Origin of the sequence: Actinospineispora eucalypti, assembly GCF_039543365.1 — a bacterium.
GTDB lineage: Bacteria > Actinomycetota > Actinomycetes > Mycobacteriales > Pseudonocardiaceae > Pseudonocardia > Pseudonocardia eucalypti.
The window spans coordinates 57,524-74,426 of sequence record NZ_BAABJP010000021.1 but is presented as its reverse complement, the minus strand read 5'-3'; the positions used below and the strand labels follow the sequence as shown (position 1 = coordinate 74,426).

At 74.0% G+C, this 16,903-nt stretch carries 13 protein-coding genes; 12 read left to right on the top strand and 1 reads right to left on the bottom strand.

Going from position 1 to position 16,903, the window contains the following annotated elements:
* Positions 1–18: 18 nt before the first annotated feature.
* Positions 19–1,518, top strand: coding sequence for a glutamate--cysteine ligase (locus tag ABEB12_RS22085; protein WP_185063686.1), 1,500 nt, complete (start codon positions 19–21; stop codon positions 1,516–1,518).
* A 3-nt stretch (positions 1,519–1,521) separates the two neighbouring features.
* Here the strand turns inward: ABEB12_RS22085 and bioB are convergent, their stop codons facing one another.
* Positions 1,522–2,583 carry a biotin synthase BioB gene (gene bioB / locus ABEB12_RS22080; protein ID WP_185063685.1) on the bottom strand — a complete coding sequence of 354 codons (1,062 nt, stop codon included), beginning with the start codon at positions 2,581–2,583 and terminating at the stop codon, positions 1,522–1,524.
* Positions 2,584–2,731: 148 nt separating this feature from the next.
* Here bioB and ABEB12_RS22075 point away from each other — a divergent pair, with 148 nt between their 5' ends.
* The 11 genes from ABEB12_RS22075 (at position 2,732) to ABEB12_RS22025 (ending at position 16,895) form a co-directional block, all read left to right on the top strand.
* The gene (locus ABEB12_RS22075) at positions 2,732–4,009 is read left to right on the top strand and encodes an ABC transporter permease (RefSeq protein ID WP_185063684.1); all 1,278 of its coding nucleotides are present in this window, start codon (positions 2,732–2,734) and stop codon (positions 4,007–4,009) included.
* Between the two features lie 163 nt (positions 4,010–4,172).
* Positions 4,173–5,768 (top strand): hypothetical protein, encoded by a 1,596-nt coding sequence (locus tag ABEB12_RS22070; RefSeq protein ID WP_185063683.1) that lies wholly within the window; start codon positions 4,173–4,175, stop codon positions 5,766–5,768.
* A complete protein-coding gene (locus ABEB12_RS22065; protein WP_185063682.1) occupies positions 5,765–6,349 on the top strand; it encodes a hypothetical protein in 585 nt (194 codons plus the stop codon). The genes ABEB12_RS22070 and ABEB12_RS22065 overlap by 4 nt, the downstream gene beginning before the upstream one ends.
* Positions 6,346–6,627 carry a hypothetical protein gene (locus ABEB12_RS22060; RefSeq protein ID WP_185063681.1) on the top strand — a complete coding sequence of 94 codons (282 nt, stop codon included), beginning with the start codon at positions 6,346–6,348 and terminating at the stop codon, positions 6,625–6,627. Before ABEB12_RS22065 ends, ABEB12_RS22060 begins: the two co-directional genes overlap by 4 nt.
* Positions 6,624–7,712 (top strand): hypothetical protein, encoded by a 1,089-nt coding sequence (locus tag ABEB12_RS22055; protein ID WP_185063680.1) that lies wholly within the window; start codon positions 6,624–6,626, stop codon positions 7,710–7,712. The genes ABEB12_RS22060 and ABEB12_RS22055 overlap by 4 nt, the downstream gene beginning before the upstream one ends.
* Positions 7,709–9,193 (top strand): SCO6880 family protein, encoded by a 1,485-nt coding sequence (locus ABEB12_RS22050; protein WP_185063679.1) that lies wholly within the window; start codon positions 7,709–7,711, stop codon positions 9,191–9,193. Before ABEB12_RS22055 ends, ABEB12_RS22050 begins: the two co-directional genes overlap by 4 nt.
* Positions 9,190–10,671, top strand: coding sequence for a hypothetical protein (locus tag ABEB12_RS22045; protein WP_185063678.1), 1,482 nt, complete (start codon positions 9,190–9,192; stop codon positions 10,669–10,671). The genes ABEB12_RS22050 and ABEB12_RS22045 overlap by 4 nt, the downstream gene beginning before the upstream one ends.
* 7 nt (positions 10,672–10,678) lie before the next feature.
* The gene (locus ABEB12_RS22040) at positions 10,679–11,932 is read left to right on the top strand and encodes a transglycosylase SLT domain-containing protein (RefSeq protein ID WP_185063677.1); all 1,254 of its coding nucleotides are present in this window, start codon (positions 10,679–10,681) and stop codon (positions 11,930–11,932) included.
* On the top strand, positions 11,929–12,462 hold the full coding sequence (locus ABEB12_RS22035; protein WP_185063676.1) for a hypothetical protein: 534 nt from the start codon (positions 11,929–11,931) through the stop codon (positions 12,460–12,462). The genes ABEB12_RS22040 and ABEB12_RS22035 overlap by 4 nt, the downstream gene beginning before the upstream one ends.
* A 17-nt stretch (positions 12,463–12,479) precedes the next feature.
* Complete coding sequence (locus ABEB12_RS22030) at positions 12,480–14,921, top strand: MinD/ParA family ATP-binding protein (RefSeq protein WP_345703036.1); 2,442 nt, start codon at positions 12,480–12,482, stop codon at positions 14,919–14,921.
* A gap of 213 nt (positions 14,922–15,134) precedes the next feature.
* Complete coding sequence (locus ABEB12_RS22025) at positions 15,135–16,895, top strand: SDR family oxidoreductase (protein ID WP_185063675.1); 1,761 nt, start codon at positions 15,135–15,137, stop codon at positions 16,893–16,895.
* The last annotated feature ends 8 nt before the right edge of the window (positions 16,896–16,903 follow it).

Sequence of the window (16,903 nt, the reverse complement as noted above, 5' to 3'; positions counted from 1 at the left end):
TGATCGAGGAGGGGTCGAGTGGGCCGTGAATTGGCCCGAAGCTCGTTCACCCGCGCGGAGCGTCAGCAGTATCGCGGCAAGGTGCACCGCTGCCTCAATGCATTGGCCAGCATGTTGCGCGACGGCCATTTCGCAGAGGACACCGAGTCGACCACCGGGCTGGAGGTCGAGCTCAATCTCGTGGATCAGCGGCTCGACCCGGCGATGCGCAACCTGGCCGTACTGGACGGCGTCGACTCCCCCGAGCTGACCTCCGAGCTGGGTCGCTGGAACGTCGAGCTGAACGTGCCGCCCCGGCCCCTGCGCGGCGAGCAGGGCCGCTACCTCGAACACCACGTGCTGGACCTGCTCGCCGAGATCGAGAAGCAGGCCGGGTCGGTGGGCGCCCAGGTGCTCACCATCGGCATCCTGCCCAGCCTCACCGAGCGGCACCTGGTGGCCGACCGGCTCTCCCCGGAAGCCCGCTACACCGCGCTGAACGAGCAGATGCTGGCCGCGCGGGGCGAGCCGTTCCTGCTGGACATCGACGGCACGACCAGCAACGGGCAGGCCCCCGAGCACCTGCACATGGACTTCGACTCGATCATCCCCGAGGCCGCCTGCACCTCGTTGCAGCTGCACCTGCAGGTCCCGCCGGACACCTTCGCGGCGCACTGGAACGCCGCGCAGTGCGTGTCCGGGGTCCAGGTCGCGGTGGGGGCGAACTCCCCGTTCCTGCTCGGCCGGCGGCTGTGGGCGGAGACCCGCGTGCCGTTGTTCCTGCAGGCCACCGACGTGCGCTCGCCGGAGCTGCGCAACCAGGGGGTGCGCCCGAGGGTCTGGTTCGGCGAGCGGTGGATCAACTCGATCTTCGAGCTGTTCGAGGAGAACGTGCGCTACTTCCCCGGCCTGCTGCCGGTGGCCGAGGACCAGGACCCGCAGGCCGAACTGGCCGCCGGCCGGATCCCCGCGCTGGAGGAGCTGCGGCTGCACAACGGCACGATCTGGCGGTGGAACCGGCCGATCTACGACATCGCGGACGGCCGGCCGCACCTGCGGGTGGAGAACCGGGTGCTGCCGGCCGGCCCGACCGTGGTCGACATGGTGGCCAACGCGATGTTCTTCTACGGGATGCTGCGCATGCTCACCCAGGACGAGCAGCCGATCTGGGCGCGGCTGCCGTTCGCCGCCGCCGAGCAGAACTTCTCGCTGGCCGCCAAGGACGGCCTCTACGCGTCGCTGTACTGGCCGGACGAGGGCTGGATCCGCCCGGCCGACCTGGTGCTGCGCCGGCTGCTGCCGTTGGCCGCCGACGGGCTGGCCGAGCTGGGCGTGGCCGACGCGGTCTCCGGCCGCTACCTGGACGCGATCGAGGCACGGTGCGCCAGCGGGCGAACCGGCAGCTGGTGGCAGCTGCGGGCGGTGGAGACCCTGGAACGCCGGGGCGCCGACCGGATCACCGCCATCCGCGGCATGCTTACCCGCTACCAGGACTGGATGCGCTCCAACGTCCCCGTCCACACCTGGGCTCTTCCTTAAAGATCACGCGTTGGCCGGGAGGTCGGTGCCGGCGCCCCGGCGGCGCAGCGCGACCAGGTCGTGGCGGGCGTCGGGGAGGGTCCGTTCCCCGGTTCCCTCGATGACGAAGCCGGCGTCGGCGATCAGCTGGCGGTCGTCCGCGCCGGGCTGGCCCTCGCTGGTCAGGTAGTCGCCGAGGAACATCGAGTTGGCCAGGTGCAGGGCCAACGCCTGCTGCCCGCGCAGGTGGATCTCCCGGCCGCCGGCCAGCCGCACCTCCACGTCCGGGAAGACGAACCGGAACAGCGCCAGGATGCGCAGGCAGCGCTCCGGAGTCAGCTCCCAGCGCCCGCCGAGCGGCGTGCCCTGGAACGGGATGAGGAAGTTCACCGGCACCGAGTCCGGGTCCAGCTCGCGCAGCGCGAACGCCAGGTCCACCACGTCGTCGCTGGTCTCGCCCATGCCGAAGATCGCGCCGGAGCAGGGGGAGAGGCCGGCGTGCGCGGCGCGCCGCAGGGTGTCCACCCGGTCGGCGAAGGTGTGCGTCGAGCAGATCTCCCGGTAGTGCGCCTCGCTGGTGTTCAGGTTGTGGCTGTACGCGTGTGCGCCGGCTTCCCGCAGCCGGTCGGCCTGGCCGTCCCCGAGCAGGCCCAGGCAGACGCAGATCTCCACGTCCGGGCTGTCGTCCTTGATCTTCTCGATGGTGTGCTCCACCCGGCGGATGTCCCGGTCGCCGGGGCCACGCCCGCTGGCCACCAGGCAGACCCGCTTGGCCCCGGCGGCCACGGCGGAGGCGGCGTGCTCGGCGGCCTGGTCCGGGTCGATCCACGAGTACTTGAGGATCTCCGAGACCGAGCCCAGCCGCTGCGAGCAGTAGCCGCAGTCCTCCGGGCACAGCCCGGACTTCATGTTGATGATCGTGTTGAGCTTCACCCGGCGGCCGAAGAAGTGCCGGCGAACCCGCGCGGCGGCGGCCACGACGTCGATCAGCTCGTCCTCGCCGTCCAGGACCCGGAGGGCGTCTTCCCTGGTCAGCGGTTCGCGGCGGAGGGATCGGGCGGCGAGCTCGGAGAGGAAATCGGTCACCCGGACAGCTTCAGTGATCGCCGCATCGGCGAGCCAGCGGCCAAGCCGACAAAACCGGGCGGGAAAGTTTGACGCGTGTTTCTTAGCACGTTCCCAGAAAAGTCCTGGCTTGCTATCAGCTACCGGTGGACAGACTGGATGGGTGATCGTGAGCGATATTCTGACCATCGCGCTGCGTGGTCTGCGGGCGCACAAGCTGCGCTCCATGCTGACCATGCTGGGCCTGATCATCGGGGTCGCCGCGGTCATCTTGCTGACCTCGCTGGGCCAGGGGCTGTCCGGGGCGGTGAACGCGGCCGTGGAACCCGTGGCGAACAGCATCACCGTGGTACCGAAGTTATCCCCGATCCCGGGCGGGCCGGCGGCCCGCCCGCTCACCGACGAGGACCTGGAGTCGATCTCCAAGCTGCCGCACGTGGCGGAGATCGTGCCGCAGGTCACCGGGTCCAGCACCAGCGCGGCCGGCCAGGTCGGCAAGGCGGTCACCGCGTCCACCCCGGGCGCGCAGTACCGGTCCGCCTCGGTGGTCGGCACCACCGCGAACTACCTGAGCGCCCGTCAGATGTCGCTGGCCGCCGGCGGCTTCTTCACCGACGCCCAGGATCAGTCCGGGGCGAAGGTGGCCATCCTCGGGCCGCTGGTCTCTTCCGCGCTGTACGGGCCGGACCCGCACCAGGCGGTCAACAAGACGCTGCGCATCAACAACATCCTGTTCAAGGTCATCGGCGTGCTGGACTCGTTCGGCGCGGCCAACGACAACGTGGTGATCATGCCGATGAAGGCGGCCCGGGCCGGGATCATCGGGTCCAACTTCGGCACCAGCGCCGACCAGATCAGCTCGCTGTCGGTGAAGGCCACATCCACCGCCGACGTGCCGGTGGCCAAGGCGGAGATCATCCAGACGCTGCGCAACAACCACCGGATCGAGGACCCGCAGTTCGACGACTTCCAGGCGCAGGACCTGGGCAGCCGGGTCAAGACGTTCACCGGGATCATCGACCTGGTGACGACCGCGGTGCCGGCGGTGGCGGCGATCTCCCTGCTGGTCGGGGGGATCGGCGTGCTGAACATCATGCTGGTCTCGGTCACCGACCGGACCCGGGAGATCGGCACGCGCAAGGCGGTCGGGGCCAGCGACGGGGCCATCATGGGCCAATTCGTGCTGGAGTCGATCACCCTGGCCGGGCTGGGCGGTCTCATCGGCATCGCCCTCAGCGTGGGGGGCGTGCTGGGCCTCACCGCATTGCTGGCCAACATGGGCGGGGCGGGTTCCCGGGGTCCGCTGGCCTCGTTCCACCCGGTGCTGTCCCCGGCGCCGATCGCGGCGGCCTTCGGCATCAGCCTGCTGATCGGCCTGGTCGCCGGCGGCTATCCGGCCTGGCGGGCGGCCCGCCTGGAGCCGATCGAAGCGCTGCGTTTCGAGTAAACCGCCTTGTCAAGGCTTTACGGCGAAACATTCGCGATCGCAAATGGTGCGTGCGAAACCACCTCGGGTGGGTGACTCGCGTTCCTAGTGTCGGCCCGACACAGCCGACCCGGCGACGCCATCTCCGGGCCGGCTGTCCATCGGGATGGATGAGGAGCCGGCGATGTTCCGACGCAGGCGTGAGGCCTCCCGGCCGCCGGCGTCCAGCGCCTGGTGGTCGGTCGAGCCGGAACCACAGCCAGGCGCATCCCGCCCGGCCGAACAGCTGCCGCCGCTGCCCGGGGGTGACCCGTTCGGCGGCTGGCCGGCCTTCGGCCCCGCCGGCTCCGACCCGCGCAGCGCGGTCCTCGGCCAGCCCGAACCGCTGCCGCCGTGGGCCACTCCGGCGGGTGCCAACGCCCCGCCCGCCGGTATGCCGGCACCCGGCACCCCGCCCGGGATGCCACCAGCCCTCGGCATGAACCCGTCACCGGGCTTGCCACCGGCACCGGTCATCGGTACCTCACCCGGTATGCCTGCCTCACCGGGCATGGGCACCTCACCCGGCATGCCGGCGCTGCCCGGCCCGGGAACCTCACCCGGCATGCCAGCACTGCCCGGCCCGGGAACCTCACCCGGCATGCCAGCACTGCCCGGACCGGGAACCTCGCCCGGCATGCCAGCGGTGCCGGGGATGGGCACGTCACCGGGGATGCCGGCGGCGCCCGGGGCGGGGATGCCGGGGGTGGGCGCCCCGGCCGGGATGGCAGCGGCCCCGACGACCGCTCCGGCGGACGCGGACGGTTGGCTGCCGCTGCTCACCCACGACCACCGCGACCAGCGCTTTCAGCCCAACGGCGAGCGCGCCTCCTCACCTTCCACCGACGACACCGGCCGGCGCACTCCGAAGATGGGCAAGTTGCTCGCCGCCGCCCGCCGGGTAACCCAGTCCCCGGAGCCGCCCGCGCCGGAACCGCCGGCCGAGCACGCCGCCGACGCGACCACCTGGCTGGACGCGCTCGGGCCGATCAACCCGATGGAGGCCGGCGCACTGGCCGGAGCGTTCGCCGCCGACTACCTGTCCTGGGACGAGGCCGCGCCCCGGCGCCGGGGCGACGTGCTGAAGCAGTACCTGCCTTCGGACGTGCTGGGGAGCGCCTCGCTGCTCGGCTGGTCGGGACGGGGCCGGCAGCGGGCCGAGTTCGCACTGCCCGGCGCGGTGCACCCGGACGGGGAGGGCCGGGTGATCGTCGACGTGCGGGTGCGGGTGACGCCGTACCGCAAGGTCGGCGAGCCGGCCGACCCGGCGCCGGCCGGCGAGCTCGAGGTGGCCGGGGTGCCCGCCGTGGCCCCGGCGCCGACCGCGCGCGGTTGGAAGAGCCTGGACTCCTACTGGGTGCGCCTCACCGTGCCCATCACCCGCGACCAGGGCCGGCTGGTCGTGGACACCTGGGACGAGCAGCTCGGTGACGAGGACCGCGAGCCGGACGAGGACGGCCCAGCGCCGTCCGGCGAGGACTCCCCCTCGGCCGCCGAGGAGCCGCCGCGCCCGGAGGCCGGCGCGGCCGACAGTGCCCACCTCGGGAAGGCCCACCTCGGGAAAGCCGACCTCGGGAAAGCCGACCTCGAAACAGAAGCGGCGGCGGAAGCTTCCATCGACGAGGGACCGGCGGCCGGCGACGAACCGGCAAACGCCGGCGCCACCCGCAAGCCGGCCCGGCGGCAGACCACCCGGCGATCGACCACCCGGCCGCCCGCCGGCGGCCGAGGGGCGCGATGAGCCAGCTGCGCGCGCCCCGCATCGCCGGTGTGGCGGGCGGCGTCGGGACAACGACGCTGGCCACGGCCCTGCGCGGCTACGACCGGGGAAGGGCGTTCGGGCACGGCTGCGAGCTGTTGGTGTGCCGGTGCACCGGTGAGTCGCTGCACCGGGCCGCCATGGTGACGTCGTGGTTCGCCCAGCACGACCTGCCGCGCCCGGTGCTGGCGGTGAACGCCGACGTGCCGGTGCCCATGCGGGGGCCGTTGCGCGCCCGGCTGCGGATGATCGAACCGCAGGTCAGCGGGCTGGTCCTGGTGCCGTACGTGATGCACTGGCGGGAGCTGACCGACCCGCTGGGCGAGGCCGCCCGGCTGTCCGAGACGCCGACCGAGGAGCTGCCGAGACCACTGCGCCCGTACTCCGACGCGCTGGTCCGGCTGGCCCAGGCGGTGCTCGGCGCGGGCCTGTTGCGCGGCGGCCCCGGCGCGCACGGCCCGGCCTCGACCACGCAGACCCTGCCCGGGATCACCGGGCCGCTGACCCAGACCGGACCGCAACCGCCCGTGCCCGCCTGCGCCGCCACCGGAGGTGCCCCATGATCAGCGTGCCGCGTCAGGCCCCGAACCCGCCACCACAGGCCCCGCCGGGGCTGGACGCACTGGCCGACCAGGTGATCGGCTGGTTGAAGTGGGGCGTGCTGGTGGCCGGGATGATGGGCCTGCTGGTGTGCGCCGGCATGATCATTGTCGGTCGGAGGCGGCGTGGCGGGCTGGCCCAGGAGGGCCTGATCGGGTCGCTCTGGGTGCTCGGCGGGCTGGCGTTGGCCTCGGCGGCGGCGCTGCTGGTCGGAGTGTTCGGTTCGGTCGGCGCGCGGTGACGGCGGTGCTCGCGGTGGCGCCGCTGCTGGCCGACGGACCGGGGGAAAGCCCGTTCCTGACCATCGTGGAGTCGGCCGCCCGGGCGGCGGCGATCCTGGTCGCCGACGCCGGCAGCTGGTGGCGGGTGCCCAGCACCTCGCTGTTGCAGCCGGCGGTGCTCGGCGCGCACACCGCGCTGCGCCCGCTGTTGCTGCTGGTGCTGATGGTTTCCGTGCTGGTGCAGGCAATCCGGCTGATCCTGATGCGGCGCAGCGAGCCGTTGTTGTCGGTGGCCGGCGGGTTGCTGCGGTTCGCCGTGGCGGCGGCGCTGGGCATCACCGTGCTCCAGGGTGCGCTGTGGGCGGGCGACCTGTTGGCCACCACGCTGCTCGGCAGCGGCGGCACCCCGGCCGAGGGCGGCGAGTTCGGCGGGTTGATGCGGGACGCGTTGACCAGTCGCCGGGGCGGCATGGCCGAGCCGTTCCTCCTGCTCCTGGTTTCCGTGGTGGTGCTGTTGCTGGCGGCGGCGCAGTGGATGGCCATGGCCCTGCGCCAGGTCGCGCTGCTCGTGGTGGCGGCCACGCTCCCGTTGGCCGCCGCCGGGTCGCTCACCGCCGCCACCCGGGGCTGGCTGTCTCGGATGCTGCCGTGGGCGCTAGCGCTGGTGCTGTACAAGCCGGCCGCCGCGCTGGTGCACGCGGTCGGGCTGCAGTACCTGAAGCAGTTGTCGGACGGCAATCCGGTGAGCACCGCGCTGGCCGGGGTGGTGGTGCTCGCGCTCGGCGTCGCCGCGCTGCCGGCGTTGTTGCGCCTGCTCTCCTTCACCTCGGTGCGCATCGCGGACGGCGGCTGGTCGGGACGCCCCACACCGGGTGCGCCGGCCGCGGTGGGCGCGGTGCGGCTCAGCTCACGCAGCTCGCTGTCCTCCTCGGTGCAGCTGGCCGGCTATATGGAGAACGCCGGCCCGGGCAGCGCCGGCCGGCTGGCCAACGGCGCGAGCCCGGTCATGTCCAGCAAGCCGTCACCGCTACCCGGTGAACCGGTGGAGCCCCGGTTCACCGGCCCGATCCCCCGGATCGGCGAGGACATGAGGGGGGCCGGATGAGTCTGGACGTCGGCGAGCGCCCGGAGCCCCGGCTGTACGGCCACTGGCGCGCGGAGCGGGGTTGGGGCATCGGCTCGCTGGGCGCGGCGCAGACCGTCGCGGTGTTCGTCGCCGTGCTCGCCCCGGTGCTGGCCGCCTCCCTGATGCCCCGGCTGGCGTTGCCGCTGGCGGTTGTGGCGCTGGTGGTGGTGCTGGCGGTGACCGTGCGGGTCGGCGGTTCGACGGCGACCGAGGCGATCACCCGGCGGCTGCGGTTCTCGTCGGCCAGGGCCAAGGGGTGGACGGAGCTGTCCGGCGGGCTGATCGTGGAGCACCCGCGCCGGCACGACCTGCCCGGGGTGCTCGCCCCGCTGGTCGCGCTGGACACCGACGACGGCCGGGGCGGCCGGCAGGCCCTGGTGCTGGACCGGCACACCGGCACGCTCTCCGCCGTACTGCGCTGCGCGCCGGCCGGGCTCGACCTCGCCGACCGGACCAGCGCCGACGAATGGGTGGCCAGCTGGGGCGCCTGGCTGGCCGACCTCGGGCACCGGCCGGTGATCCGGCACGTCGCGGTCACCATAGAAAGCACAGCAAGCACCCGGGACGAGACCGACTATCTGCGCACCAGGCTGGACCCCAAAGCCCCGGCCGCCGCGCAGGCCCTGATGCGCGAGCTGATCGAGCTCGCCCCGTACACCTCGGCGCGCACCGACAGCTGGGTCACGGTGACCCTGGACCCGGCGCGGTCCGCGCCGCGCCCTCGGGACCTGCTGGCCTCGGTCGCCGAGGTGACCCGCTGGCTGCCCGGCCTGGAGTCGGGCCTCTCCTCCTGCGGGGTGGCGGTGCTCGGCCGGGAGACCATGTCCAGCCTGACCGCCCGGGTGCGCGCGGCCTTCGACCCGATATCCCGGGACGAGATCGCCCGGCAGGGCGAGCAGCAGCTGCTCCGGCACTGGGTGCAGGCGGCCCCGGTGGCGGCCAGCGAGACCTGGGACCGCTACCAGCACGACTCCGGTTTCTCGGTGTCCTGGGCGCTGCGCGAGGCACCCCGGCAGGCGGTGAACTCGCGGGTACTGGTCCCGCTGCTGGCGCCCGGGCCGTACCCGAGGCGGGTCAGCCTGCTCTACCTGCCCTACCCGGCCGACCAGGCGGCGGCCCGGGTGGAGAGCGAGATCACCGCCGGGCAGCTGCGCCAGGCGTGGACCCAGCGCACCCGGGGCGAGGAGACGCAGCGCGAGCGGGACGACCGGGACCGCGCCATGCAGGCCGCCCGCGAGGAGGCGGAGGGTGCCGGGGTCGGCCGGCTCACCGTGTACGTGACCACCACGGTCACCGACCCGGCCGAGCTGCCCGGCGCCATCGCAGACGTGGAACAGCGCGCCGGGGCGGCCAAGCTGCGGCTGCGCCGCATGTGGGGCGCACAGGCCTGCGGCTTCGCCGCCAGCCTCGGCCTCGGCCTGAACCCGACCGAACTGGCCAGCCGGGGGCGCAACCGATGAACCAGTCCCTGGCATCGCGGCCGGTTCCCAGGGCGTGGGGCTGGCCGGTGGCCGGTGGCGGCCGGGCGCCGCACGTGGAGGGCGGCACCCTGTACGCCGGCACGTCCAGCCAGCTGTGCGGGCTGTTCCCGTTCGCGGTCGGTTCGGGTACCTCGGTGCGCGGGGTGCCGATCGGCCGACACCTGCTGACCGCCGAGCCGGTCGGCCTGGACCCGGCCGAGTGGCTGCGCCAGGGCCTGGTGTCCAACACCGGCGTGTGGGTGCAGGGCCAGCCGGGCATCGGGAAGTCGGCGGTGATCAAACGGATGATCACCGGCCTGGTCGCGTTCGGCGGGGTTGCCGTGGTGCCAGGGGACGTAAAGGGCGAGTACAGCGCGCTGTGCGAGGCGCTGGGCGGCGCGGTGTGGCGGGTGGGCCGAGGGCTGCACGCGCTGAACCCGCTGGACGCCGGGCCGCTGCGCGGCGAGCTGGCGGCCGCCGTCGGCACCGAGCGGGACCGGTTGGCCGAGACGATCCGCGCGCGCCGGCTGTCCCTGCTGGAGGCGCTGGTGTGCATCGTGCGGCGCGGCGAGGTGGAGGTGACCGAGCGACGCCTGCTCGGCGCCGCGCTGGACGCCTGCGTGGCCGTGGACGACGAGCCGCTGATCCCCGATGTGCTGGGCGCGCTCTCCACCGGTTCCCCGGAACTCCGGGAGATCGTCGCCGCGCGGGACGACGACGAGTACCGGCGCGGGGCGCGCGAGGTGGTGAACACGCTGGCCCTGCTGTGCGACGGCGGACTGCGCGGCATCTTCGACCGGCCGTCCACGGTGTCCGGTTCGCTGGACCGGTCCGCGCTGTCCCTGGACCTCTCCGCGCTGGACGACGATGACGACGACGTGCTGGCCGCCGCGATGCTCTGCTCCTGGGCCTGGTCGACGGCGGTGATCGAGGGTTCGACGGCGCACGGCCGCCCGGTGGCGGTGGTTCAGGACGAGCTGTGGCGGGCGTTGCGGGTGGCGCCCGGGCTGGTGGAGCGCTCGGACCGGATCACCCGGCTGAACCGGCACCGGGGCGTGATCTCCTTCCAGGTCACCCATTCCCTGGACGACCTGGAGGCCCTGGCCAGCGAGGCCGACCGGGCCAAGGCCCGCGGCATGGTGACCCGCAACGCCACCCTGGTCCTGGGCGGCATGGCCGAACGCGAGCTCGACGCCCTGCGCCGCATCACCCCTCTCTCCGAAGGCGAAGCCGCACTGGTCACCTCCTGGGCCGCCGCCCCCACCTGGGTGGGCGGCGCCCTCCACCCCGGCCGGGGCAAATACCTGATCAAGTCCGGCGAACGCATCGGCCTTCCGGTGTCGCTGCGCCTGACCCCCACCGAGCGCGCCCTCTACGACACCGACTCCCGGTTTGCGGCTGCGCCGCCCGTGAGTGATTTGTATGGCTATAGCAACACTTCTCACTCACGGGCCGCGACAGCGGCATTGGCGAGGTGAACGGCCGATGTGGTTCCGAGGGGTGGGCGTCATCGCCGTCGCGATGGTCGCGCTGCTCGGCCTGCTGGTCATCGTCGCCGCCGAGGACCGGGGCGCGGCGCTCACCGGGGTCGACCCGGCCAAGCTGCCCGAGCTGGCCAAGCAGATGCTGCCGGTGATCGACGAGGTGGTTCGGCGGGACTGCCCCGAACTGCCCCCGGTGTGGGTGGTCGCGGAGATCATGGCCGAGTCCGGCTGGAACGCGAAGGCGCGCAGCAGCGACAGCAACGGCGGCGCGTTCGGGCTCTACCAGATCAACAACCGGAACTGGGCGGCCGCCGGCGGCGAACCGGGCAGCGGCGACATCTTCATCCCGGAGACCCACCTGCGGCTGGGCATCCCGTGGGTGTGCGCCAACCTGCGGGCGGTCACCGGCCACCTGCGGGACACCGGCAAACCCACCGCGCCGCTGGACGCCATGCTGGTCTGCCACATCGCGGGCTGCGGCCGGGTCACCGGCAGCGCCACCGGGGTGCCGGCGCCCGGCGAGGCGGGTTGCGGGGACACCTGCGTCGGCCTGGTCAACCGGTACCTGCGCAACGTGCACCGCTACGTCGCCGAATTCGCCGCCCCACCGCCCGGTCCCGCTGGTCCGGCCACCCCACCGCCACCCGGCCCCGCACCGGATGTGCTCGCCGCCGGCGAAGCCGGCGGGACGGGTCGGACGCCCGGTTCGGCGCCCGATGGATACGGAGCTGGCCCCACTCCGGTCGCCCGGGCCGCTCCGCTGGGCCTCACCACGCTGGGCGGCGTCACGACAGCCGCGCTGCCGCCCGCCCCGGCCGGGTTCACCGGCCGGTCGACCGGCTGCGCCGAACCCGACCCGACCAGCTCCGGCTGCCTCACCGCCGCCGCCGTCCACGGCCTGCGCGCCCAGGCGGCCGCGTTCGGCCCGCTCGGCAAGATCAGCTGCTGGGACCGGCACGAGTGGAACCCGGGCAGTGACCACGCGCGCGGGCGGGCCTGCGACCTGTTCCCCGGCCCGCCGGGCGAGTTCGCCGAGGGCGACCGGCTCGAGCAGGGCTGGCGGGTGGCCAACTGGTTCCGCGCGAACGCCGCCGCGCTGCGGGTGAAGTACCTGATCTGGCAGGGCCGCTTCTGGGATCCGGGCGCCCCGGACGAAGGCGGCTGGGGCGAACGCTACGACGGGGGCGGGGTCTACGACGTGCGCAATCCGACCGGCGGTCACTACGACCACGTTCACGTGAGCTTCGCGGAATGAACGCCCGGACGCTGACCATCCTCGGCGTGGCCGCCGCCGCGCTGCTGGCCGCGCCGTGGCTGCCGCTGGCCGGGCCGGACCCGGCGTCGCCCGCCCCGGCGCTGAGCCAGGCCGACCGGGATGCGCTGGCCGCCCCACCGGTCGACGCGGGGCCGGCGCCCGCCGCCCCCGATCCCCAGGTGGACTTCGCCGACCCGGCCTCGGTGGCCCGCGCCTACCTGGTCGCCGCGTACAGCGTCGGCCCGGCGGACAACGGCCGCACCAACCGCCGGGCCACTCCCTACGCGACCAGCGCGGTAGGCGTCGTGGTGGTGGACGCGCCGCCGACCGGTCAGCGCGCGATCACGGTCACCGACGTGACCCAGATCGCCGGCGAACCGTCCGACACCCGCCGCGGCTACACGCTGGGATACCGCACCACCCCGGGTGACTCCCCCCGCCGCACCCGCTACCTGCTCCTGGTCCGCCAGCCGGACAACCGCTGGCTGGTCGCCGGCGACCGAGCCGACGCCCAGGTGGGCGAGCAATGACTCGAGAGGAACCCGCAATGCCCCAACCCCCCGCGAGTCGGCGGTCCCAGCACACCGAGTCGACGCTCTCCGCACCCCGAGTCGGCGGTCTGCGCACCACCGGCGAACACCCCGGCGCGGCGTCACCCGTTCCCGACTCCCCTCCGACGGACGAACACCCGCCCCAGCGCCCCCGGCCACCGCGCGCCGACCGCCGGCCGGTGAGCATCCTGCCCTGGGCCACCGCGGACCCCTTGGCCCCGGACGCCCCGCGCAACTACCCGGCCGGCGCCCGACCCGGGGAAGACCCCGGCGGCACGCGGCCCGGCGGGGATCCACACGGCGCCCGGCCCGGGGACGATCCCGGCCGCACCCGGTCGGGGCACGATCCCGGCGGCGCCCCGCGGCGACGCGGCCCGGCGCGACGCCCGGTCCCGCCGAGCGGGCTGGTCGCGCCGCCCGGGGTCGGTGACACTCTCGGCGGCCCGAACGACCCGCTGGCCGCGTTGCCGCCGTGGCTTCCCCCGGTGCGCCGCCCCATCCCGAACGGCCCCAACCGCTCGGCGCAATGGCCCCCGCCCATGCCCCGGCTGCCCAACCCGCCGCCCCCGCCTCGGCCACCGCTCGTCCCACCCACCGGCCAATTCCCCGCGGGCCCCCCACCCACCGGACAATTCCCAGCAAGCCCGCCACCTTCCGGCCCGTACCCCGCAGGCGCCCCGTCCACCGACGCGTTCCCAGCCGGCCCGCCACCCACCGGACAGTTCCCCCCGGGCGCCCCGCCGACCGACGCCTTCCCAACCGGAGCACCACCCACCGGGCAGTTCCCAGCCGAAGCACCACCCACCGGACCGTTCCCGACCACGACATCACCCACCGGGCAGTTCCCGACAAGCGCGCCGCCCACCGGCACCTTCCCCGCCAGCGCCTTCCCTGCCGGCGTACCGCCCACCGCGCCGGCCCCGCGGAGCGGGCCACCCACCGGTCAGTTCACCGCCGGTGGGCCACCCACCGGGCAGTTCCCCGCGGGTACGCCACCCACCGGGCAGTTCCATGCGGCCGCGCCTGCCACCGGCGCATTCCCGACCCACGCACCTCCCACCGGCGTCTTCTCGGCCGCCTCACCGCCCAGCGGACCGTTTCCGGCCGGAGCCCCGCCCGCTGGGCCGGCCCCCACGCAACCGACACCGAGCGGCCCACCGGCCGCCGGGGCGCCACCCACCGAGACACCTCCGGCAAGCACCACGCCGGGCGGCCCATCCGGGCAACAAACCCTCACCGAGCCGGCCCTCGCCGGACCCCAGGCCACCGAGACCGACCAGCCGGCCGCCGAGCCGACCACCGGCTCGGCCGAAACCGCGCCCACCCCGGCAACGGTGTTCGGCAAACGTCCCGCCGCCAAGGAAGATTCGCCCAAACCGACGCCTTACGTGGCGTCCACCGGCCTCCCGGGAGCGGTCGGCCCGGCGGCCTCGCCGGACCTCGTCCCGCCCCCGAAACCGCCGGAACGGCGCCGCCCGGAGCCAGAACAAGAACCGGCACGAGAGCCGGAGCCCGTCAAACCGCCGCGACTCACCGCCGACGCGATCAGGCACGAGGCCGTCGTCCGGGGCCGCCTCGAGGTGCCCAGGGTGGGCTGGCGCGCGGCACTGTACTCGATGACCGGTGGCCGGGTGAACGCGGGCCTCGGCGGCGCGGAGCGGGCGGCCGTGGCGATGCTCTCCCGGGTGCGCCGGCCGTTGGCCGGGACCAGGCACGTCGCGGTGACCTCGATCAAGGGCGGCGTGGGGAAGACCACCGTGGCCGCCTGCCTCGGCCTGACCCTGGCGGACTGCCGGGGCGACGGGGTGATCGCGCTGGACGCCGATCCGGACGCGGGCACGCTGGCCGACCGGCTGTCCGGGGAAACCGACGTCACCGTGCGGGAGCTGCTGGACAACCTGGACTCGTTGACCTCGCTCAGCGAGTTCGGCAAGTACACCAGCCTGGCCGGGCGGCTGCGGGTGCTGGCCGGCGAGCAGGACCCGGCGATGGGCGAGGCGTTCGCACGCGAGGAGTACCAGAAGGTGTGCGCGGCGCTGGTCCGGTTCTTCGACATCGTGATCACCGACTGCGGCACCGGGCTGGTGCACTCCGCGATGCAGGGCACGCTGGCCCTGGCCGACCGGCTGATCGTGGTCGGCGCGCCTACCGTGGACGGGGCGTCGCGGGCCAGCAAGACGCTGGACTGGTTGTTCGCGCACGGGCACGAGAAGCTGGCCGAGGAGGCGGTGCTGGTGCTGTGCCGGGACCGCACGAGCAACCGGGTGGACCGCGCCCAGCTGCGCGAACACTTCGCCAACCGCTGCCGGCACGTGGTCGACATCCCGGCCGACCCGCACCTGTTCTCCGGCGGCCAGATCCTCCAGGACCGGCTGGCCCCCACCACCCGGCGCGCCTTCCTGGAGCTGGCCGCGATCATCGCCGACGGGTTCGAATAAGCATCGAGGCCCCGCCCGACTGGTGCGGGCGAGGCCTCGATACGTTCCCGAACTGACGCGCCGCTCCCACCACGAAGCGACGTGACTTAAGTTAGCCTACCCTTCCTCTGGCCGCAAGAGCCGATCACCCGGTACGCCCGAATGCGTGACGCACGCCGCATCCCGGGGAGAACTCTGTCGCCCCGCTACTGACTTCCTGTCTATGATGACAACATGTCTCACAACGGCGCGGGCACCCGGCGGATCACCGCGAACGACGGCGTCTCGCTGGCGATCCAGGAACACGGCGACCGGGCCGCGCCCACGGTGCTGGCGGTGCACGGCTACCCGGACGACCACACGGTGTGGGACGGCGTGGTCGCCGAGCTGTCCGAGCGCTTCCACGTGGTCACCTACGACGTGCGCGGCGCGGGTGGGTCCACCGCGCCGACCAGCCGTGCCGGCTACCACCTGGACCGGCTGGCCGCCGACCTCGGCGCGGTGGCCGACGAGGTCAGCCCCGACCGGCCGGTGCACCTGCTGGCCCACGACTGGGGCTCCATCCAGGCCTGGCACGCGGTCACCGGCCCGGGCCCGCGCGCCCGCTACGCCTCGTTGACCTCGATCTCCGGTCCGAGCCTCGACTACGCCGGCGCGTGGTTCCGCTCCCGCCTGCGCCGGCCGACCGCGCGCGGGCTGCGCGAGCTGCTCGTCCAGCTCGCCTCGTCCGGCTACATCGGGTTCTTCCAGCTCCCCGCGCTGCCCGAGCTGGCCTGGCGCAGTGGTCTGCTCCCCGCCCTGATGACCCGGCTGAGCCGGGGCGACACCGGACTTCGCCGGCCGTCCACCCAGGACGGCATCCGAGGGCTGGAGCTGTACCGGGCCAACATGCTGACCCGGCTCACCCGCCCCGAGCCGGTGCCCACCGGCATACCCGCGCAGGTGCTGGCGCCGAGGCATGACCCGTTCGTGTCCGCGCCGCTGCAGTCCGACGTGGCCCGCTGGGTGCCCGAGCTGACCGTGCGCTCCGTGGCCGGCGGTCACTGGGTGCCGCGCGCGCACCCGAAGGTGATCGCCCGCTGCGTCACCGAGCTGGCCGAGCAGTGCGAGGGCGGCCCCAGCCGGCCCGCGCTGCGCCGGGCGCACAGCCGCGCCACCGGAATCGGCCGGCCGAGTCGTCCCCACCAGGGCTCCCTGGCCGTGATCACCGGTGCGGGCAGCGGCATCGGCCGGGCCACCGCGCTCGCCCTGGCCGAGCGGGGCGCCGACGTAGTGATCGCCGACCGCGACGAACCCGCCGCCGAGCAGACCTGCCGAGAGGCGTCCCGGCACGACGTCACGGCCACCGCCTACCAGGTGGACGTCGCCGACCCGGACGCGATGGCCAAGTTCGCCGACCGGGTGATCACCGAGCACGGCGTGCCGGACATCGTGATCAACAACGCCGGCATCGGCATGGCCGGCCCGTTCACCGAGACCTCGCTGGCCGACTGGCAGCGGATCATCGACGTCAACCTGTGGGGCGTCATCCACGGCTGCCGGCTGTTCGCCACGCCGATGATCGAGCGCGGCGAGGGCGGGCAGATCGTGAACCTCGCCTCGGCCGCCGCCTACCTGCCCTCCCGGGCCCTGCCCGCGTACTCGACCACCAAGGCGGCCGTGCTCATGTTGTCCGAGTGCCTGCGCGCGGAGCTGGCCGAGCACGACATCGGCGTCTCCGCGATCTGCCCCGGCATCGTGCACACCAACATCACCACGACCACGCGGTTCGTCGGCGCCGACACCGACGAGGAGACCCGGCGCCAACAGGCCAGCCACCTGGCCTACGGACGGCGCAACTACACCCCGGAGCGCGCGGCGAAGGAGATCCTGCGCGCGTTGGAGCGCAACCGCGCGCTCGCGCCGGTCACCCCCGAGGCCCACCTCGCGCTGGCCGCCTCCCGGCTCACCCCGGCGGTGCTGCGCGCCGCGGCGCGGCGCGAGGTCAAGTTCTGAGAGGAGGC

Excerpts from the sequence above, each read along its gene's own strand:
- ABEB12_RS22060 (WP_185063681.1), top strand. The coding sequence starts at position 6,346 with ATGATCAGCGTGCCGCGTCAGGCCCCGAACCCGCCACCACAGGCCCCG.
- ABEB12_RS22025 (WP_185063675.1), top strand. The coding sequence starts at position 15,135 with ATGTCTCACAACGGCGCGGGCACCCGGCGGATCACCGCGAACGACGGC.
- ABEB12_RS22070 (WP_185063683.1), top strand. The coding sequence starts at position 4,173 with ATGTTCCGACGCAGGCGTGAGGCCTCCCGGCCGCCGGCGTCCAGCGCC.
- ABEB12_RS22050 (WP_185063679.1), top strand. The coding sequence starts at position 7,709 with ATGAGTCTGGACGTCGGCGAGCGCCCGGAGCCCCGGCTGTACGGCCAC.
- ABEB12_RS22040 (WP_185063677.1), top strand. The coding sequence starts at position 10,679 with ATGTGGTTCCGAGGGGTGGGCGTCATCGCCGTCGCGATGGTCGCGCTG.
- ABEB12_RS22035 (WP_185063676.1), top strand. The coding sequence starts at position 11,929 with ATGAACGCCCGGACGCTGACCATCCTCGGCGTGGCCGCCGCCGCGCTG.
- ABEB12_RS22030 (WP_345703036.1), top strand. The coding sequence starts at position 12,480 with ATGCCCCAACCCCCCGCGAGTCGGCGGTCCCAGCACACCGAGTCGACG.
- ABEB12_RS22065 (WP_185063682.1), top strand. The coding sequence starts at position 5,765 with ATGAGCCAGCTGCGCGCGCCCCGCATCGCCGGTGTGGCGGGCGGCGTC.
- ABEB12_RS22045 (WP_185063678.1), top strand. The coding sequence starts at position 9,190 with ATGAACCAGTCCCTGGCATCGCGGCCGGTTCCCAGGGCGTGGGGCTGG.